Source organism: Tsukamurella asaccharolytica, assembly GCF_007858435.1.
Classification (GTDB): Bacteria; Actinomycetota; Actinomycetes; order Mycobacteriales; family Mycobacteriaceae; genus Tsukamurella; species Tsukamurella asaccharolytica.
The window spans coordinates 90,436-103,216 of sequence record NZ_VIGW01000010.1 but is presented as its reverse complement, the minus strand read 5'-3'; the positions used below and the strand labels follow the sequence as shown (position 1 = coordinate 103,216).

The following is a 12,781-nucleotide window of genomic DNA, read 5'->3' as shown; positions in this document are numbered from 1 at the left end:
CCCGCCGCGGTGCGGTGGGACCCCGTGGCGGGCCGGGTCTTCGTCCGCGGGCAGGCGGCCCTCGCCCGGATGGCGATCGGCGCGGGCGCCGGCACCTGGATCGGGCTCGACGTGCACGCCGACGCCGTCGCCGCGCTGTCCACCCTGCCCGACGACGCCCTCACCGCCCCGCGTCTCCTCCTCGCCGAGCGCCCCGGCGCCGGCCCGTCCGCCCCCGACGGCGCCGAGCGGATCGTCGTCGACGGGATGCCCGAGTTCGTCGAGCCCGGCGCGCATCTGGTCCGCATCCCGGACGACGCGGTCGCGCGCATCGCCGCCTGGCTCGGCGCCGCCCTGCCCGACGGGGAGCGCGTCACCGTCGCCCCGATCCTCCGGACCCGCGCCCGGTGGGGCGGCCTCGAGGAGCGGATCGAGGACGTCGGCGGCGCCGCGGCGATCCGGACCGTCCCCGCCGACGGGGCGGCGCGCCGGTCGGTGCTGTTCTGCGCGACCGCCAACGACACCCGGCACGGCCCCAACCGCGCGTGGGTGCAGCTGGCCCGCGAGGCGGCCCGCGCGGGTGGGGCGGCAATGCGCTTCGACCGCCGGGGCGCGGGCGAGTCAGGGGCCGTCGATGCGGGCGAGGCCGTCGCACTGTTCCCCGCGTCCGGGGTGGACGACGCCACCGCCGCGGCCCGCGCGCTCGACGGTCCGCTCCTCACCGCCGGCGTCTGCTCGGGGTCCTGGTACGCCGCGCACGCCGCCCGCGCGACCGCCGCCGATGCCACCGTCCTGGTCAATGCGGTGCTCTACTCGTGGCGCCTCAAGCCCTCGATCAGCGCCGCGCCCGCGCGGGATCTGGGCGTGCCCCGCACCGATCCCGCCTTCGCGCGCAGTCCGCGGGGCCGCGTCAAGGAACTGCTGCGCACCCGACTGCCGTACCCCGCGTGGCGGCTTTTGGGCCGCCGCGGCGTCACCCAGGTCCCCGAGGTGCTGCTGCGGCCCGTCGTCGCCGGCGGGACCGACGCGGTCCTCGTCCTTGCGCCGCCCGACGCCGCGTGGTTCGACTCCCAGCGCGGCCCCGAGGGATTGCGCCACCTGCCCAGCGGTGCCCGCGTGGACACCGTGCGCACCGCTGTCGGCGATCACCCCGGGTATCACCCCGGTGTGCGCGCTGCGGTGGCAGCCGCGATACTTCTCTGGTGCGAACAGCGGTGAGTCGACAGCGGTGGGCGCGCCGCCTGGTCGCGTGCGCCGCCGCGCTCGTGGTCATCGCCGCCATCGGCACCGCGATCGACCGCGCGTACCTCCAGCCCCAGGTCGACCGCGACCTCTCGCGCGCGGACGCGATCGTGGTGCTCGGCGGCAACCCCTACGAGCGGTTCGAATACGGGCTGCAGCTGGCCGAACGCGGCCTGGCCCGGCAGGTCGTGCTGTCGAACTCGGTCGGGGTCACGGACGCTCGCATGCGGGAACTGTGCGCGCGGGCGATCAGCGGCGTGAACATCACCTGCTTCCTACCGCAGCCGTGGACCACGCGCGGCGAGGCACAGGAGGTCCAGCGGCTCGCCGCCGCGCGCGGCTGGAACGACATCATCGTCGTGACCACCACCGCGCACCTCGAACGCGCGCGCTTCATCCTGGAGCGCTGCTACGGCAGGAAGATGCAGATGACGGACTTCCCTGAGGATCGGGGCGCCGCCGAGACGGTCTTCGGCTGGGGATACCAGAGCGCCGGCTGGCTCAAGGCGCTGTACCAGACGGGCTGTTAGAGCGGGTCACGGTGTAGGCGAGCGCTCCGGCCACCAACACGACGACTCCCGCCGATACCGAGCCCGCGGGCAGCGACAGCGCCACCACGAGACAGCCGACCAGTCCCACAGCCGGGACGATCCGGGAGCGCACCGCACCGTCGAGGGTCCACGCGGAGGCGTTGGCGACGGCGTAGTACACGAGCACCGCGAAGGACGAGAAGCCGATGGCGGCGCCCAGATCGGCCGTCGCCGCCACGACGGTGACGACGGCGCCGACCGCGAGCTCCGCGTAGACCGGCACCCGGCGGGCCTCGTCGACGGTCGCCAGCGCCCGCGGTAGGTGACCGTCGCGCGCCATCGCGAGAGCGGTGCGGGAGACGCCGAGCAGCAACGCGAGCAGCGCGCCGAGCGCCGCGATGCACGCCGTCACCGTCACCAGCGCCACCGGGAAGCCCGCCGCGCGCGCCGCGTCGGCGACGGGCGCGCCCGATGTGGCGAGCCCGTCGATGCCCAGCACCGCGACCAGGACGACGCCGACGAGTGCGTACACGCCGAGCGCGACGCCGAGCGCCAGGAAGATCGCGCGCGGCAGCGTGCGCTCGGGGTCGCGCACCTCCTCGCCCAGGGTGGCGATGCGGGCGTACCCGGCGAACGCGAAGAACAGCAGGCCCGCCGCCTGCAGCACGCCGAGCGGCCCCGCGGCGGCACCGTCGACGATCCGGGACGGCGCGGCCGTGCCGGACGTGACAGCGGCGACGGCCACGCCGACCAGCACTGCGAGCACGAGCGCGACGACCACCCGGGCGACGCGCGCGGAGCGCTCCACCCCCGCCACGTTGAGCGCGGTCAGCGCGACCACCGCGCCCGCGGCGACGGCGTGGGCCTGGCCCGGCCACGCGTAGTGCCCGACGGTGAGCGCCATCGCGGCGCAGGACGCGGACTTGCCGACCACGAAGCTCCAGCCGGCGAGGTGCCCCCAGAACGGGCCCAGGCGCTCGCGCCCGTAGACGTAGGTACCGCCCGACTGCGGGTAGCGGGCGGCGAGGCGGGCGGAGCTGCTCGCGTTGCAGTAGGCGATCAGTGCGGCGATCGCCAGGCCGAGGAACAGCGCGGATCCCGCCGCCGCGGCGGCCGGTGCGAAAACGACGAAGACGCCCGCGCCGATCATGGCGCTCAGGCCGACCGTGACGGCGTCTCCCAGGCCGAGCGAGCGGCGCAGTGCAGGCTCGGTCACCGGGACTCAGCGCGCTCCGCGAGGCGGTCGACGGATGCGGCCAGGCGGTCCGCGGTCGTCGCCCGGGCGCGCGGCAGCCGCTGCTCGTCGTGCAGCTCAGTCCAGTCGTAGGTGTGGGTGACGCGGGTACCGCCGTCCGCGAGCGGCGCGAGCTCCCAGCGCCAGAGGTGACCCGGGGCGGGTTCGCCGACAGGCGCGGGCGTCCAGGCGATGAGCCGGCCCTCGTCGAACTCGGTGATGTGGTTCTCGCGGACCTGGCCGTTGGTGAGCGTCGTGGTGAAGACGTCCCCCACGGCGCGGACCCGCTGGCCCGGCGCGGCCTCGCTGAGGTTGTCGTTGCCGTCCCACTCGGGTTGGCGCGCCGGGTCGGCGATCAGGCCGAAGACGGCGTCCGATGCCGCGGCGATGTCACGGGAGGCGGAAACGATGCGGGTCTCATCCGATGTGGTCACCCGATCATCGAACCAGGTCCACGCGCATCCTGCCCAGGGATGGGATCGACGTGTGCTCAAGGCGCGGGGTCGAGCCCTCCGTCGCCGGGTTCCGGGCCCGAGGGTGAGGCGGCGCAGAGCACCGGCCGGGTGCGGGGCCGGATGTGTCGGGGGCAAGGATTATTCTCGAACGTATGAAAGCTGTCGTGGTCAACGAAGGTCGCCTCACCGTCGAAGAACTCCCCGCACCGAGCCCCGCCCGCGGGCAGGTGCTCCTGAACGTGACCCGCACCGGGATCTGCGGCTCGGACCTGCACGCCCGCCATCACGCCGATCTCGTCGCCGATCTCGCCGCGAAGGCCGGGTACCCCGACTGCATGCGCACCGACCAGCGCGTCGTCATGGGGCACGAGTTCGTGGGCACCGTCGCGGAGTACGGGCCCGGCTGCCGCAAGCGCTGGCCGGTGGGCACCCGCGTCGTGGCCCTCCCGACCCTCATGGTCGGTAACGAGCCGCAGCTCGTCGGCCTCTCCGAGCGCTCCCCGGGCTCGTACGCCGAACAGGTTCTCGTCCAGGAGTCGATGACGATGCCCGTCCCCGGCAAGGTGTCCGACGAGGAGGCCGCCCTGACCGAGCCGATGGCCGTGGCGTGGCACGCGGTGCGCCGCGCCGAGGTCGGCCGCGGGCAGACGGCGATCGTGATCGGCTGCGGCCCCATCGGCCTCGCGGTCATCGCGATGTTGCGCGCCTCGGGCGCGAAGAAGATCATCGCCAGCGACTTCTCCCCCGGCCGCCGCGCCCTCGCGAAGCAGATGGGTGCGCACGTGGTGGTGGACCCGCGCGTGCAGGAGCCCTGGAACGCCTACAAGCAGCCCCGCACCGAGATCCGCAAAGCCACCGACCTGTTCAAGCTGGGCGTGAGCACCATGGACAAGCTCACCCTCGTGCCCGGCCCGGTGCCGTGGTGGCACGTCTTCCGGCTCGCGGACAAGATCGGCGAGATGCCGTCCGGCCCCGTGGTCTTCGAGTGCGTGGGCGTGCCCGGCATGATCAACTCGATCATCGAGGCCGCGCCGCTGCGCACCCGGGTGATCGTCGTCGGCGTCTGCATGGAGCCCGACCAGATCATGCCCGCGCTCGCCGGCAACAAGGAGATCGACCTACGGTTCGCCTTCGGCTACGACCCGGGCGAGTTCCACGACACGCTGCACATGATCGCCAACGGCAAGGTCGACGTGAAGCCACTGGTCACGGGCACCGTCGGGCTCGAGGGCGTGGCGACCGCGTTCGACGCGCTCGGCGACCCGGAGGTGCACGCCAAGATCCTCATCGACCCGTCGAGCACGGCGACCGCCCCCTGACCGCACCGGACGCGCTGCGGGTCGGCACGTTCAACGTCAACGGGATCCGGGCGTCGCGGCGGCGCGGCTTCGACGCCTGGCTCGCGGGCCGCGGCCTCGACGTGCTGGCGCTGCAGGAGTTGCGCTGCCCGCCCGCCGAGGTGGGCGCGTTCCGCGGCTATCACGTGGCCGTCGACTGCGGGTCTATCCCCGGCCGCAACGGGGTGGCGATCCTGACCAGGGAGGCACCGTCGGAGGTGCGGAGCTGGGCGAGTCGTCCGCCCCGCGCTCGCGGCCTCGGGGAGTACGCCACCGAGGGCCGGTACCTCGAGGCCGACCTGCCCGGCCTCACGATCGCCTGCCTCTACCTGCCCAAGGGCGGCCTTCCCGTGCACCTGCAGCGGCCCGGGAACCTCCGGGACACCCCCGACGGCGGCGCGAAGCACGCCCGGAAGATGCGCTTCCTGGAGGCCTTCGCGCGCGAACTCGACCGCAACCGCCGGGCGGCGCTCGCGGCCGGGCGGGAGTTCCTGCTGCTGGGCGACCTGAACCTGGCGCACCTGCCGCACGACGTCACGAACTGGCGGCCGGCCCAGAAGATGGAGGGCTTCCTCCCCGAGGAGCGACGATGGCTGGGCGCGCAGCTCGGCCCGCGGCGCCTCGTCGACGTGGTGCGCGCCCTGCACGGCGACCGCCCCGGCCCGCTGTCGTGGTGGAGTTGGGCGGGCGAGTCCTTCACCAAGGACGTGGGCTGGCGCATCGATCACCACCTCGCGACCCCGCGCCTCGCGCGCGCCGCGCTGTCCGTCACCGTCGACAAGGAGCCCTCGCCCGACGAGCGGCTGTCCGACCACGCCCCCGTCGTCGTGGAGTACGCACGCGACTGAGGGCGCGGGATCACCGTGACCGCAACCCTGTCCGCGAGGAGCGCGGTGCCGAACAGTGGGCCCTCGTGAAACGAACGGCTACCGCCCTCCTCGCAGTCCTGCTGTCCCTCGTCGCGGTCGGCACCACCGCCTGCACGAGCGACGCCCCGTCGAACGAGATCAAGCTCGGGGTGGTCGACGTCGGCAAACCCCACTGGAAGGTGTTCACCGACGTCGCGAAAGAGCACGGATACACCGTGAAGCTCGTCTCCTTCTCCGACTACAACGCCCCGAACCCCGCCCTCGCCGACGAATCCATCGACCTCAACCAGTTCCAGCACGTGCGCTACCTCGCCGCCTACAACGTCAAGAACACCGTCCGGCTCACCCCGGTCGGGGCCACCCAGATCTACCCGCTGCAGCTGTACTCGAAGCGGTACCGCACGATCGACGCACTGCCGCAGGGCGCCACCATCGCCCTGTCGGACAACCCCGCGAACCAGATCCGCCCCCTGCTCAGCCTCAAGGCGGCCGGGCTGGTGACCTTCCGTGACGGCACGGGCACCTGGCAGTCCTCGCTGGCCGACGTCGACCGCGCGCGGTCCAAGGTGAACCTCGTGACGCTGGACCCCACCCAGATCGGGCCGGCGCTCGACAGCGTGGACGCCGGTTTCGTGGACGACACCTTCGCGGTGAAACTGGGGCTGACGAGCAAGGACTCCATCTACACCGACGATCCTCGCCGCCCCGATCTGGCGCAGTACGTCAACATCTTCGCCGCGCGGGAGAACGATCCCCGCATCGGCGACTACACGGCGCTCGCGGCGCTGTACCACGACCAGCGGGTGCGCGAGGCCGTCGTGAAGGACTCGGGCGATACCGCGATCTTCACGACGGATGCGCCGGACGCGCTCCGGGCGACGCTGGCCCAGGTGGAACAGTCCTTCCGGAGTTAGCGGCGGGGCCGGCGGCGATCGCGGCGCCGCCGATCGTGACGAGGGCGCCGAGGATCAGGGCGGCGCCCTCGCCCGCGGCGAACAGGTGCAACTGCTCCCCGACGGTGACCGCCGCGACGGGCACGCCGATCTGCGCCGCCGCGAGCACCCCCAGCGGCACCGGGAGCCCGACGAACCGCATCGCCACGTGCGCCGCGATCGCGCCGAGGCCGAGCGCGAGCCCCAGCAGGATGAACGACGGGTGCTCGACGAGGTCGCGCAGGTTCACTCGGGCACCCAGCCAGACGAAGAAGAGCGGCGCGAGGAAACCCTCCCCGAGCGCGAAGAGCTGCGCCGCCATCCGGCGCGGCTCCCCCACCGCCGCGACCGCCAGGCCCAGGGCGAAACCGGCCAGCATCACCGAGACGTGCATGGTGGTCGCGATCGCCGCCAGCAGGAACAGCGCCACCAGGCTGACCCGTAACTGCAGCGCGAACTCGCGCTCCTCCGAGACCGCCTCGATCCGGTCCCCCACGCCGCTGCGCTCCGACCAGCGCAGGATCAAGTAGAAGACGAACGCCGCACCGCCCACCGCGAGCGCCCCGAGGGCCGCCCGGCCCGCGGTGGGCGGATCGATCACCAGCGGCAGGGCGACGACGCAGACGGTGTCCGCGATCGCGACCTGGGCCGTGAGCGCCAGCACCGGCTTGCCGGTGAGGTGACCGGCGTTGATGATCGGCAGCACCACGGCCGCCGACGACGAGGCCATGATCACCGCGTACAGCGCGGCGTGCCCGGTACCGAAGGCCGCCGCCAGAGCCGTACCCAGGACCGCGGCGATGACGCCGACGCCCGCGGCGCGCACCGCGCCCGCGCCGAGCGCCGACCGCACCGCCGGATCGCGCACCGGGACGTGCGTACCGGCGACGAACATGACGATCGCGAAGCCGATGTCGGCGAGGAACGCGAACGTGGGCTCGGTCGCGTCCAGCACCCGAAAGCCCGTGGCACCGAAGATCACGCCCGCCACCATCGGCCCCAGGATCAGGGGCAGGTTCCAGGATCGCTTCGCGGCGAGCAACGGGCCCAGCAGCCCCAGAGCCGTGATCAGCGCCAACGTCGAGAACGTCATTGCGAGGACGCTACTCCGCGCGGGCCGCCCAGTACCCCCGAAGCTCCTGGTCCGACGCGGATCTCACGGCCGGCTCGGCTCCGCGCGGATCGCGTCCTCGAAGCCGGACCAGTCGAAGCCGGCGCCCGTCATCGCCTGACGACGTGCAGATCGGCGAGCGAGGTGAGGCAGTCCGCGGCCATCGTCAAGTCCGCCTCGGCGAGCATCGAGCGGAGCACGTGTTCGACGCCCGCGGCGCCACCCAGCGTCAGCCCGTAGACGTACGGGCGGCCGATGCCCGCGAGGGTCGCGCCGAGACCCACGACCCGCAGCACGTCGACGCCGTCACGGACGCCGCTGTCGAAGGTGACGGGCAGACCCGCGTCGAGGACCCCCTCGAGGTGGCTCACCGCGGGCAGACCGCCGTTCGCCTGGCGGCCGCCGTGGTTCGAGCAGGCGATCGCGTCGACGCCCTCGGTGGCGGCCTTGCGCGCGTCCTCGGCGTGGCAGATTCCCTTGAGGATGATCGGCAGGTCGGTGAGCCGGCGGATGCGGGCCACGTCCTCCCAGGAGAAGGTGGGCTTGCTGAACAGCGACGACCAGACGATCCCGGCGTGCAGCGGCGGCGGCTTCTCGACGCCGCAGAGCTCGATGAACCGCGGATCGGTGAGGTAGTTGGCGAGGCAGCGGCCGCGCAGGAACGGGATGTAGCCGTTGCTCAGGTCCCGCGGCCGCCAGCCCAGGCTGCCGGTGTCGAGGGTGATGGTGAGCGCGTCGAAACCGGCCTTGTCGGCCCGTCGCACCAGGCTGTCGGTCAGCTGGTCGTCCTTCGTCGGGTACAGCTGGAACGCGGCGAAGGAGTCGCCGCGGGCGTCGGCGACCTCCTCCAGCGGCGCCTCCGAGAGCGTCGAGTACATCGCGGCCACGTTCAGCGTCGCGGCGGCCCGGGCCACCTCGAGGTCGCCGTTGTCGTGGACGAGCCCGTTCACCCCGACGGGGCAGAGGATCACCGGCGCGTCGAGCTCGGCCCCGAGGAAGGTGGTCGAGAGGTCCCGCACGCTCCGGTCGCGGAGCATTCGGGGAACGAAGCCGTAGCGGCGCAGCTCGGTGACGTTCGCGTCCTGCGTGGTCTCGTCGCCGGCGCCGCCGCGCACGTAGTCGAAGAGGGCGTGGTCGAGCACCTGCTTCGCGCGCGCCTCGAGATCGCCGAAGGTGTACGGGAAGTGACGGTGCTTCGCGAGCAGCCCCTCCGCGTAGATCCCGTCCTGGAAGCTGCCGTAGTCCGCCATGCGTGGACCGTAGCAGCGGCGGTCAGGGCGCGGTGAGGAAGTCCAGGGCGTCGACGGTGGCCGCCGGCTCCTGCAGGTGGTAGCCGTGGCGCACGCCCCGATACACGCGCATCCGCGCACCGTCGATGCCCGCGCGCAGGATCTCGGCGTTCTCGGCCGGGCACATGCGATCGTCGGCCCCGTGCAGCACCAGGGTGGGCGCCTCGATCCACGGCAGCGCCGCCGCGGCGTCGTGGTCGGTGCTCGCGGCGAAGTGCGCGCGCTGCGCCGGCAGCGATCGCGGCTGCGCGAGGATCGCCTCGGCCGCCTCGGGGTGCGCGGCGAGCCAGTCGGGAGTGAAGAACAGCTCCAGCAGTGCCCGCCGGTCGGAGCGGACGAGGATGCGCAGGATCTCGCTGGTGCGCGCGACGCCGTGCGCGTCGCCGACCGAGGTGGCCCCGAGGATGAGACGGCGCACCCGGCCGGGATGGTCGGCGGCGAGCCACTGCGCGGCCCGGCCGCCCATGGAGAAGCCGTACACGTCGACGGCGGCGCCGATCGTGCCGTCCGCCCGGGCGGCATCGAGCACGGCGAGGGCGTCCGCAGCGCAGTCCCGGGTGCTCCACCCGCGGGGGAAGGCGTCGTCGCTGGCGCCGATCCCGCGGTGGTCGAAGGTGACGACGGGGCCGGCGGCGCGGAAGTCCTCGACGACCGGCGCCCACGACGACCCGGCGAGGGCCTGACCTGCGAACAACAGCACCCCAGGCCCCGTCGCGCCCGGGGCCGCGGGGTGCACGGTGTAGGCGAGCCGAACACCGTCGGACAGGGTCGCGTGAGGCATGGCGGCAAGCTTAGGACCTCACACCGACGGGGCACAGCTCACACCTCGGAGTGAGGCTTGGCTATGATCTTCTCCCATGTCTGTTCACATCTTCTACGGTTCCTCGACCGGCACCGCCGAGGGCGCGGCGAACGCCATGTACACCGTGTTCGCGAAGGCCGGCTCCGTCGAGCTGCACGACATGATGGACGGCGAGATCGACGCGCTGGATCCCGCGGACTTCCACGTCTTCTCGTGCGCCACCTACGGCGAGGGCGAGCTGCCCGCCGGCACCACCGAGTTCTTCGAGGACCTGCTCGAGGCCGCGCCCGACCTGACCGGCCTGCGCTTCGCGGTCTTCGGTCTCGGCGACACCATCTACGTCGACACCTACAACGCCGGCGGCAAGACCGTCGTCAAGCACCTCACGGGGCTGGGCGCCACCCAGGTGGGCACCCGCTTCGAGCACGACAATTCCGGCACCGACGACGTGGACGAGAAGGCCGTCGAGTGGGCCGAGGAGATCGTCGGCCAGATCTGACCCCACGAGGAGGCCGCCCCCTGACAGACGAACGCCGCCGCGGGCTCCGCGGCGGCGTTCTTTCGTCGACAGCGCTACTGCCGGGCGCTGAGGGTCGGGGGCGTGGTGTTCACACCCGCGCAGGCCTCGCACACGGACTCGGGGATGACGCCGCGGCGCTGCAGCCACCCGAAGACGATGCAGCCGAGGCAGATACCCGCCGCCGACTCCAGCAGAGCCGCCACGACGAGCAGGCCGAGCACGACCTGGGCCGCGACGTGGTTCCCGGTCAGGAACAGCACCAGCGCCACGGTGGAGAAGACGAGGCCGATGGTCTGCGCGAAGCGCTTCGGCGGGCCGGGCACCAGTTTGGCGGGGCCGAGCTTCGGCGCGATGACGTGCACCGCCAGCCGGCCGAAGGGCGAGTACCGGGGCCCGCCCGCGACGCGGAGCGCGAAGCCGATCGCCAGAGCCGCGTAGAGCCACCACTGCCCGGCGACGATCGTCACCACCGCGAGGACGACCACGAGGCCGGCGGTGACGCGCGCCGCGTACTCGTTGACGGGGTTCGGGAACGAGAAAAGACCACTCACGCCCCGAAGCCTATCGCCGGGCGGGTCGCCCGCACAGGGTTGCGCTCGCTGCGATTCTCAGACCCGCGTCTCCGATCCGGCGGCCAGACGCAGCAGTAGGGGCACGGCCTCGCGCAGCCGCGCCAACTCGTCCGCGGTGAGCTGCGCGGCGCCCGTGTCCGCGAGCCACGCGTCCTGCGCGGCGTCACGGGCGTGCAGGACCTCGCGTCCCCGGTCCGTCAGGGCGACGGGCCGCCGCCGGCCGTCGGAACCGTCGGCCTCGCTCGCGAGGAAGCCGCGGCGCCGCAGGTCCGCCATCGTGACGGAGACGTTCGACCGCTTCATCGCGAGCCGGTCGCCGATCGCGGTCGGGAAGGCGTCGGCGCCCAGGGCCTCGACGGTGGCGAGAACGAACAGCTCGGAGCCGCGCAGCCCCGCGGCGGGCAGCTGCCGGAGCCGCTGCTCCAGTTCACCCACCGCGAGGCGCAGCGCCTCGGCGTCGCCGGGCTTCATCGTGGCTACTCGTCGACCACGTCGACGACGTCGGTGTCGTGCGGGGCCGCGCCGAGCAGCTGTCCGAGGTCGATGCCCTGCGACTTCAGCGCGGCGACCACCGCCGCGACCGACTGTCCCGAGAGGCCGAGCAGCCCGCCGGTGGCGTCGTTCTGGCCGCCGCCGATGATGTTGATGCTGTCGATCGAGGCGGTCGCCTCGGACTGCGCGCGGACCGCCGCTTCGACGGTGGCGAGAACCTGCGGCGCCAGCAGCAGCCGCACGGCCTCGGCGTTGTATTGATTGAAGGCCTCGGCCTGCGCCTGCTTACCGGCGGCGTCGGCGCGGAGCTCCGCCTCGAGGGCCGCGGCGGCGGACTTGCGAGCCTGCGCCTTCGACTCGCCATCGAGGCGGGTCGATTCCGCTGCGGCCTCGGCGGCGAGGATCGCCGCCTGCCGCTCGCCCTCGGCGCGGGCGACCGCCGCCTGGCGCGCGGCCTCGGCGGGCGCGATGACGTCCGCCTCGAGCGACGCCTCGGCCTGGGCGCGGCGCTTGCGCTCGACCTCGGTGCGTGCCTCCACGCGGGCCGCCTCGGCCTCCTCGAGCGCGATGCCGACGGCCTTCTCCGCCGTGGCCTTGGCGAGCGGACCGGCCTGATCGGCCTCGGCGTTCTGCGCCTCGGTCTGGGCGCGGAGCTGGGCGATACGCACGTCCCGTCCCTGCTGGGCCTCCGCGATCGCGGTCTCGGCCTGGGTCTGAGCGATCTCGCCGGCGCGGCGGGCATCGGCAGAGCGGATCAGCGAGTCCCGCTCGGCCTCGGCCTTGCCGATGTCGGCGTCCCGCTTGACCTCGGCGATGCGCTTCTGGCCGAGTGATTCGAGGTAGCCGTTGCGGTCCTCGATGCCGGCGATCTTGAGGATGTCGACCTCCATGCCGATGCGTGCGAGATCGCCGCCGGCCTCCTCGACCACCCCGCGGGCGAGGGCCTCGCGGTTGCTGTTGAGATGCTCGACGGTCATCGTGGCCGCGATGCCACGCAGGCTGCCCGCCAGGATCTCGTTGATCTGATTCTCGAGCTCGGCCATGTTCGCGGTGAGGAAGCGCTGCGCCGCCGTGCGGGTCATCTCGTCGGTCGTGCCGATGCGCACCAGCCCGACGGCCTGCAGTTCGACGGGCACGCCATCGATGCTCCGGGCGTTGCTGAGCGCGATGCGAACTTCGAACGGCCGCAGCGGCATGTAGTCCACGCGCTCGAGCCCCGGCACCTTGAAGCGCGCCCCGCCACGCACCACCTTCATCTCGCCGCGGCCGGTGAAGATCGCCACCTGGTCGGGCGGCGACTTGATGTAGTTGTGGAAGAAGATCCACAGCGCGAGCAGGATCACGATCACCGCGGCACCGGCCGCGATCAGGATCGATACGGTCATGATGGTTTCCTCCCTCTGCCGGGCACAGCTGC

At 72.9% G+C, this 12,781-nt stretch carries 14 protein-coding genes; 6 read left to right on the top strand and 8 right to left on the bottom strand.

Annotation, left to right across the window (positions count from 1 at the left end; genetic code table 11):
* Together FK529_RS20080 and FK529_RS16065 are read left to right on the top strand one after the other, a co-directional pair.
* A partial coding sequence (locus FK529_RS20080) for a hypothetical protein (protein ID WP_158635138.1) occupies nucleotides 1–1,197 on the top strand: 1,197 nt, incomplete at its 5' end.
* Nucleotides 1,182–1,751 (top strand): YdcF family protein, encoded by a 570-nt coding sequence (locus tag FK529_RS16065; protein ID WP_231703132.1) that lies wholly within the window; start codon nucleotides 1,182–1,184, stop codon nucleotides 1,749–1,751. The genes FK529_RS20080 and FK529_RS16065, both read left to right, overlap by 16 nt.
* Here FK529_RS16065 and FK529_RS16060 read toward each other — a convergent pair.
* Nucleotides 1,723–2,952, bottom strand: a complete 1,230-nt coding sequence (locus FK529_RS16060) for an APC family permease (protein ID WP_205124399.1) — start codon at nucleotides 2,950–2,952, stop codon at nucleotides 1,723–1,725. The two genes, FK529_RS16065 and FK529_RS16060, sit on opposite strands and share 29 nt — an antisense overlap.
* Nucleotides 2,953–2,963: 11 nt before the next feature.
* Nucleotides 2,964–3,419 (bottom strand): SRPBCC family protein, encoded by a 456-nt coding sequence (locus FK529_RS16055; protein WP_146563029.1) that lies wholly within the window; start codon nucleotides 3,417–3,419, stop codon nucleotides 2,964–2,966.
* Nucleotides 3,420–3,592: 173 nt separating this feature from the next.
* Between FK529_RS16055 and FK529_RS16050 the strand changes: the two genes are divergently transcribed.
* The 3 genes from FK529_RS16050 to FK529_RS16040 all read left to right on the top strand — a co-directional run bounded on the left by FK529_RS16050 (nucleotide 3,593) and on the right by FK529_RS16040 (nucleotide 6,560).
* The gene (locus FK529_RS16050; RefSeq protein WP_146563027.1) at nucleotides 3,593–4,759 is read left to right on the top strand and encodes a zinc-binding dehydrogenase; all 1,167 of its coding nucleotides are present in this window, start codon (nucleotides 3,593–3,595) and stop codon (nucleotides 4,757–4,759) included.
* Nucleotides 4,760–4,773: 14 nt separating this feature from the next.
* Nucleotides 4,774–5,625, top strand: coding sequence for an exodeoxyribonuclease III (locus FK529_RS16045; RefSeq protein ID WP_146563053.1), 852 nt, complete (start codon nucleotides 4,774–4,776; stop codon nucleotides 5,623–5,625).
* 65 nt (nucleotides 5,626–5,690) lie between these two features.
* Nucleotides 5,691–6,560, top strand: coding sequence for a MetQ/NlpA family ABC transporter substrate-binding protein (locus FK529_RS16040; RefSeq protein WP_146563025.1), 870 nt, complete (start codon nucleotides 5,691–5,693; stop codon nucleotides 6,558–6,560).
* Here FK529_RS16040 and FK529_RS16035 read toward each other — a convergent pair.
* The 3 genes from FK529_RS16035 to FK529_RS16025 all read right to left on the bottom strand — a co-directional run bounded on the left by FK529_RS16035 (nucleotide 6,493) and on the right by FK529_RS16025 (nucleotide 9,759).
* Nucleotides 6,493–7,671: a cation:proton antiporter gene (locus FK529_RS16035; RefSeq protein WP_146563023.1), complete on the bottom strand. Its 1,179-nt coding sequence runs from the start codon at nucleotides 7,669–7,671 to the stop codon at nucleotides 6,493–6,495. The two genes, FK529_RS16040 and FK529_RS16035, sit on opposite strands and share 68 nt — an antisense overlap.
* Before the next feature lie 128 nt (nucleotides 7,672–7,799).
* Entirely contained in the window at nucleotides 7,800–8,939 is a 1,140-nt protein-coding gene (locus FK529_RS16030) for an alpha-hydroxy-acid oxidizing protein (RefSeq protein WP_146563021.1), read from the bottom strand.
* A gap of 22 nt (nucleotides 8,940–8,961) precedes the next feature.
* Nucleotides 8,962–9,759, bottom strand: coding sequence for an alpha/beta fold hydrolase (locus FK529_RS16025; protein ID WP_146563019.1), 798 nt, complete (start codon nucleotides 9,757–9,759; stop codon nucleotides 8,962–8,964).
* Nucleotides 9,760–9,835: 76 nt separating this feature from the next.
* On the opposite strand from FK529_RS16025, the gene FK529_RS16020 reads away from it, so the two are divergent.
* Nucleotides 9,836–10,279 (top strand): flavodoxin domain-containing protein, encoded by a 444-nt coding sequence (locus FK529_RS16020; RefSeq protein WP_146563017.1) that lies wholly within the window; start codon nucleotides 9,836–9,838, stop codon nucleotides 10,277–10,279.
* Between the two features lie 74 nt (nucleotides 10,280–10,353).
* On the opposite strand, the gene FK529_RS16015 is transcribed toward FK529_RS16020, so the two are convergent.
* Genes FK529_RS16015 through FK529_RS16005 form a run of 3 tightly spaced genes read right to left on the bottom strand, consistent with a single transcriptional unit; the run spans nucleotide 10,354 to nucleotide 12,749 of the window.
* Nucleotides 10,354–10,851 (bottom strand): DUF4395 domain-containing protein, encoded by a 498-nt coding sequence (locus FK529_RS16015; RefSeq protein WP_146563014.1) that lies wholly within the window; start codon nucleotides 10,849–10,851, stop codon nucleotides 10,354–10,356.
* Nucleotides 10,852–10,908: 57 nt separating this feature from the next.
* Entirely contained in the window at nucleotides 10,909–11,343 is a 435-nt protein-coding gene (locus FK529_RS16010) for a MarR family winged helix-turn-helix transcriptional regulator (RefSeq protein WP_146563012.1), read from the bottom strand.
* Between the two features lie 5 nt (nucleotides 11,344–11,348).
* Nucleotides 11,349–12,749 carry a flotillin family protein gene (locus FK529_RS16005; protein WP_146563010.1) on the bottom strand — a complete coding sequence of 467 codons (1,401 nt, stop codon included), beginning with the start codon at nucleotides 12,747–12,749 and terminating at the stop codon, nucleotides 11,349–11,351.
* Between the last annotated feature and the right edge of the window lie 32 nt (nucleotides 12,750–12,781).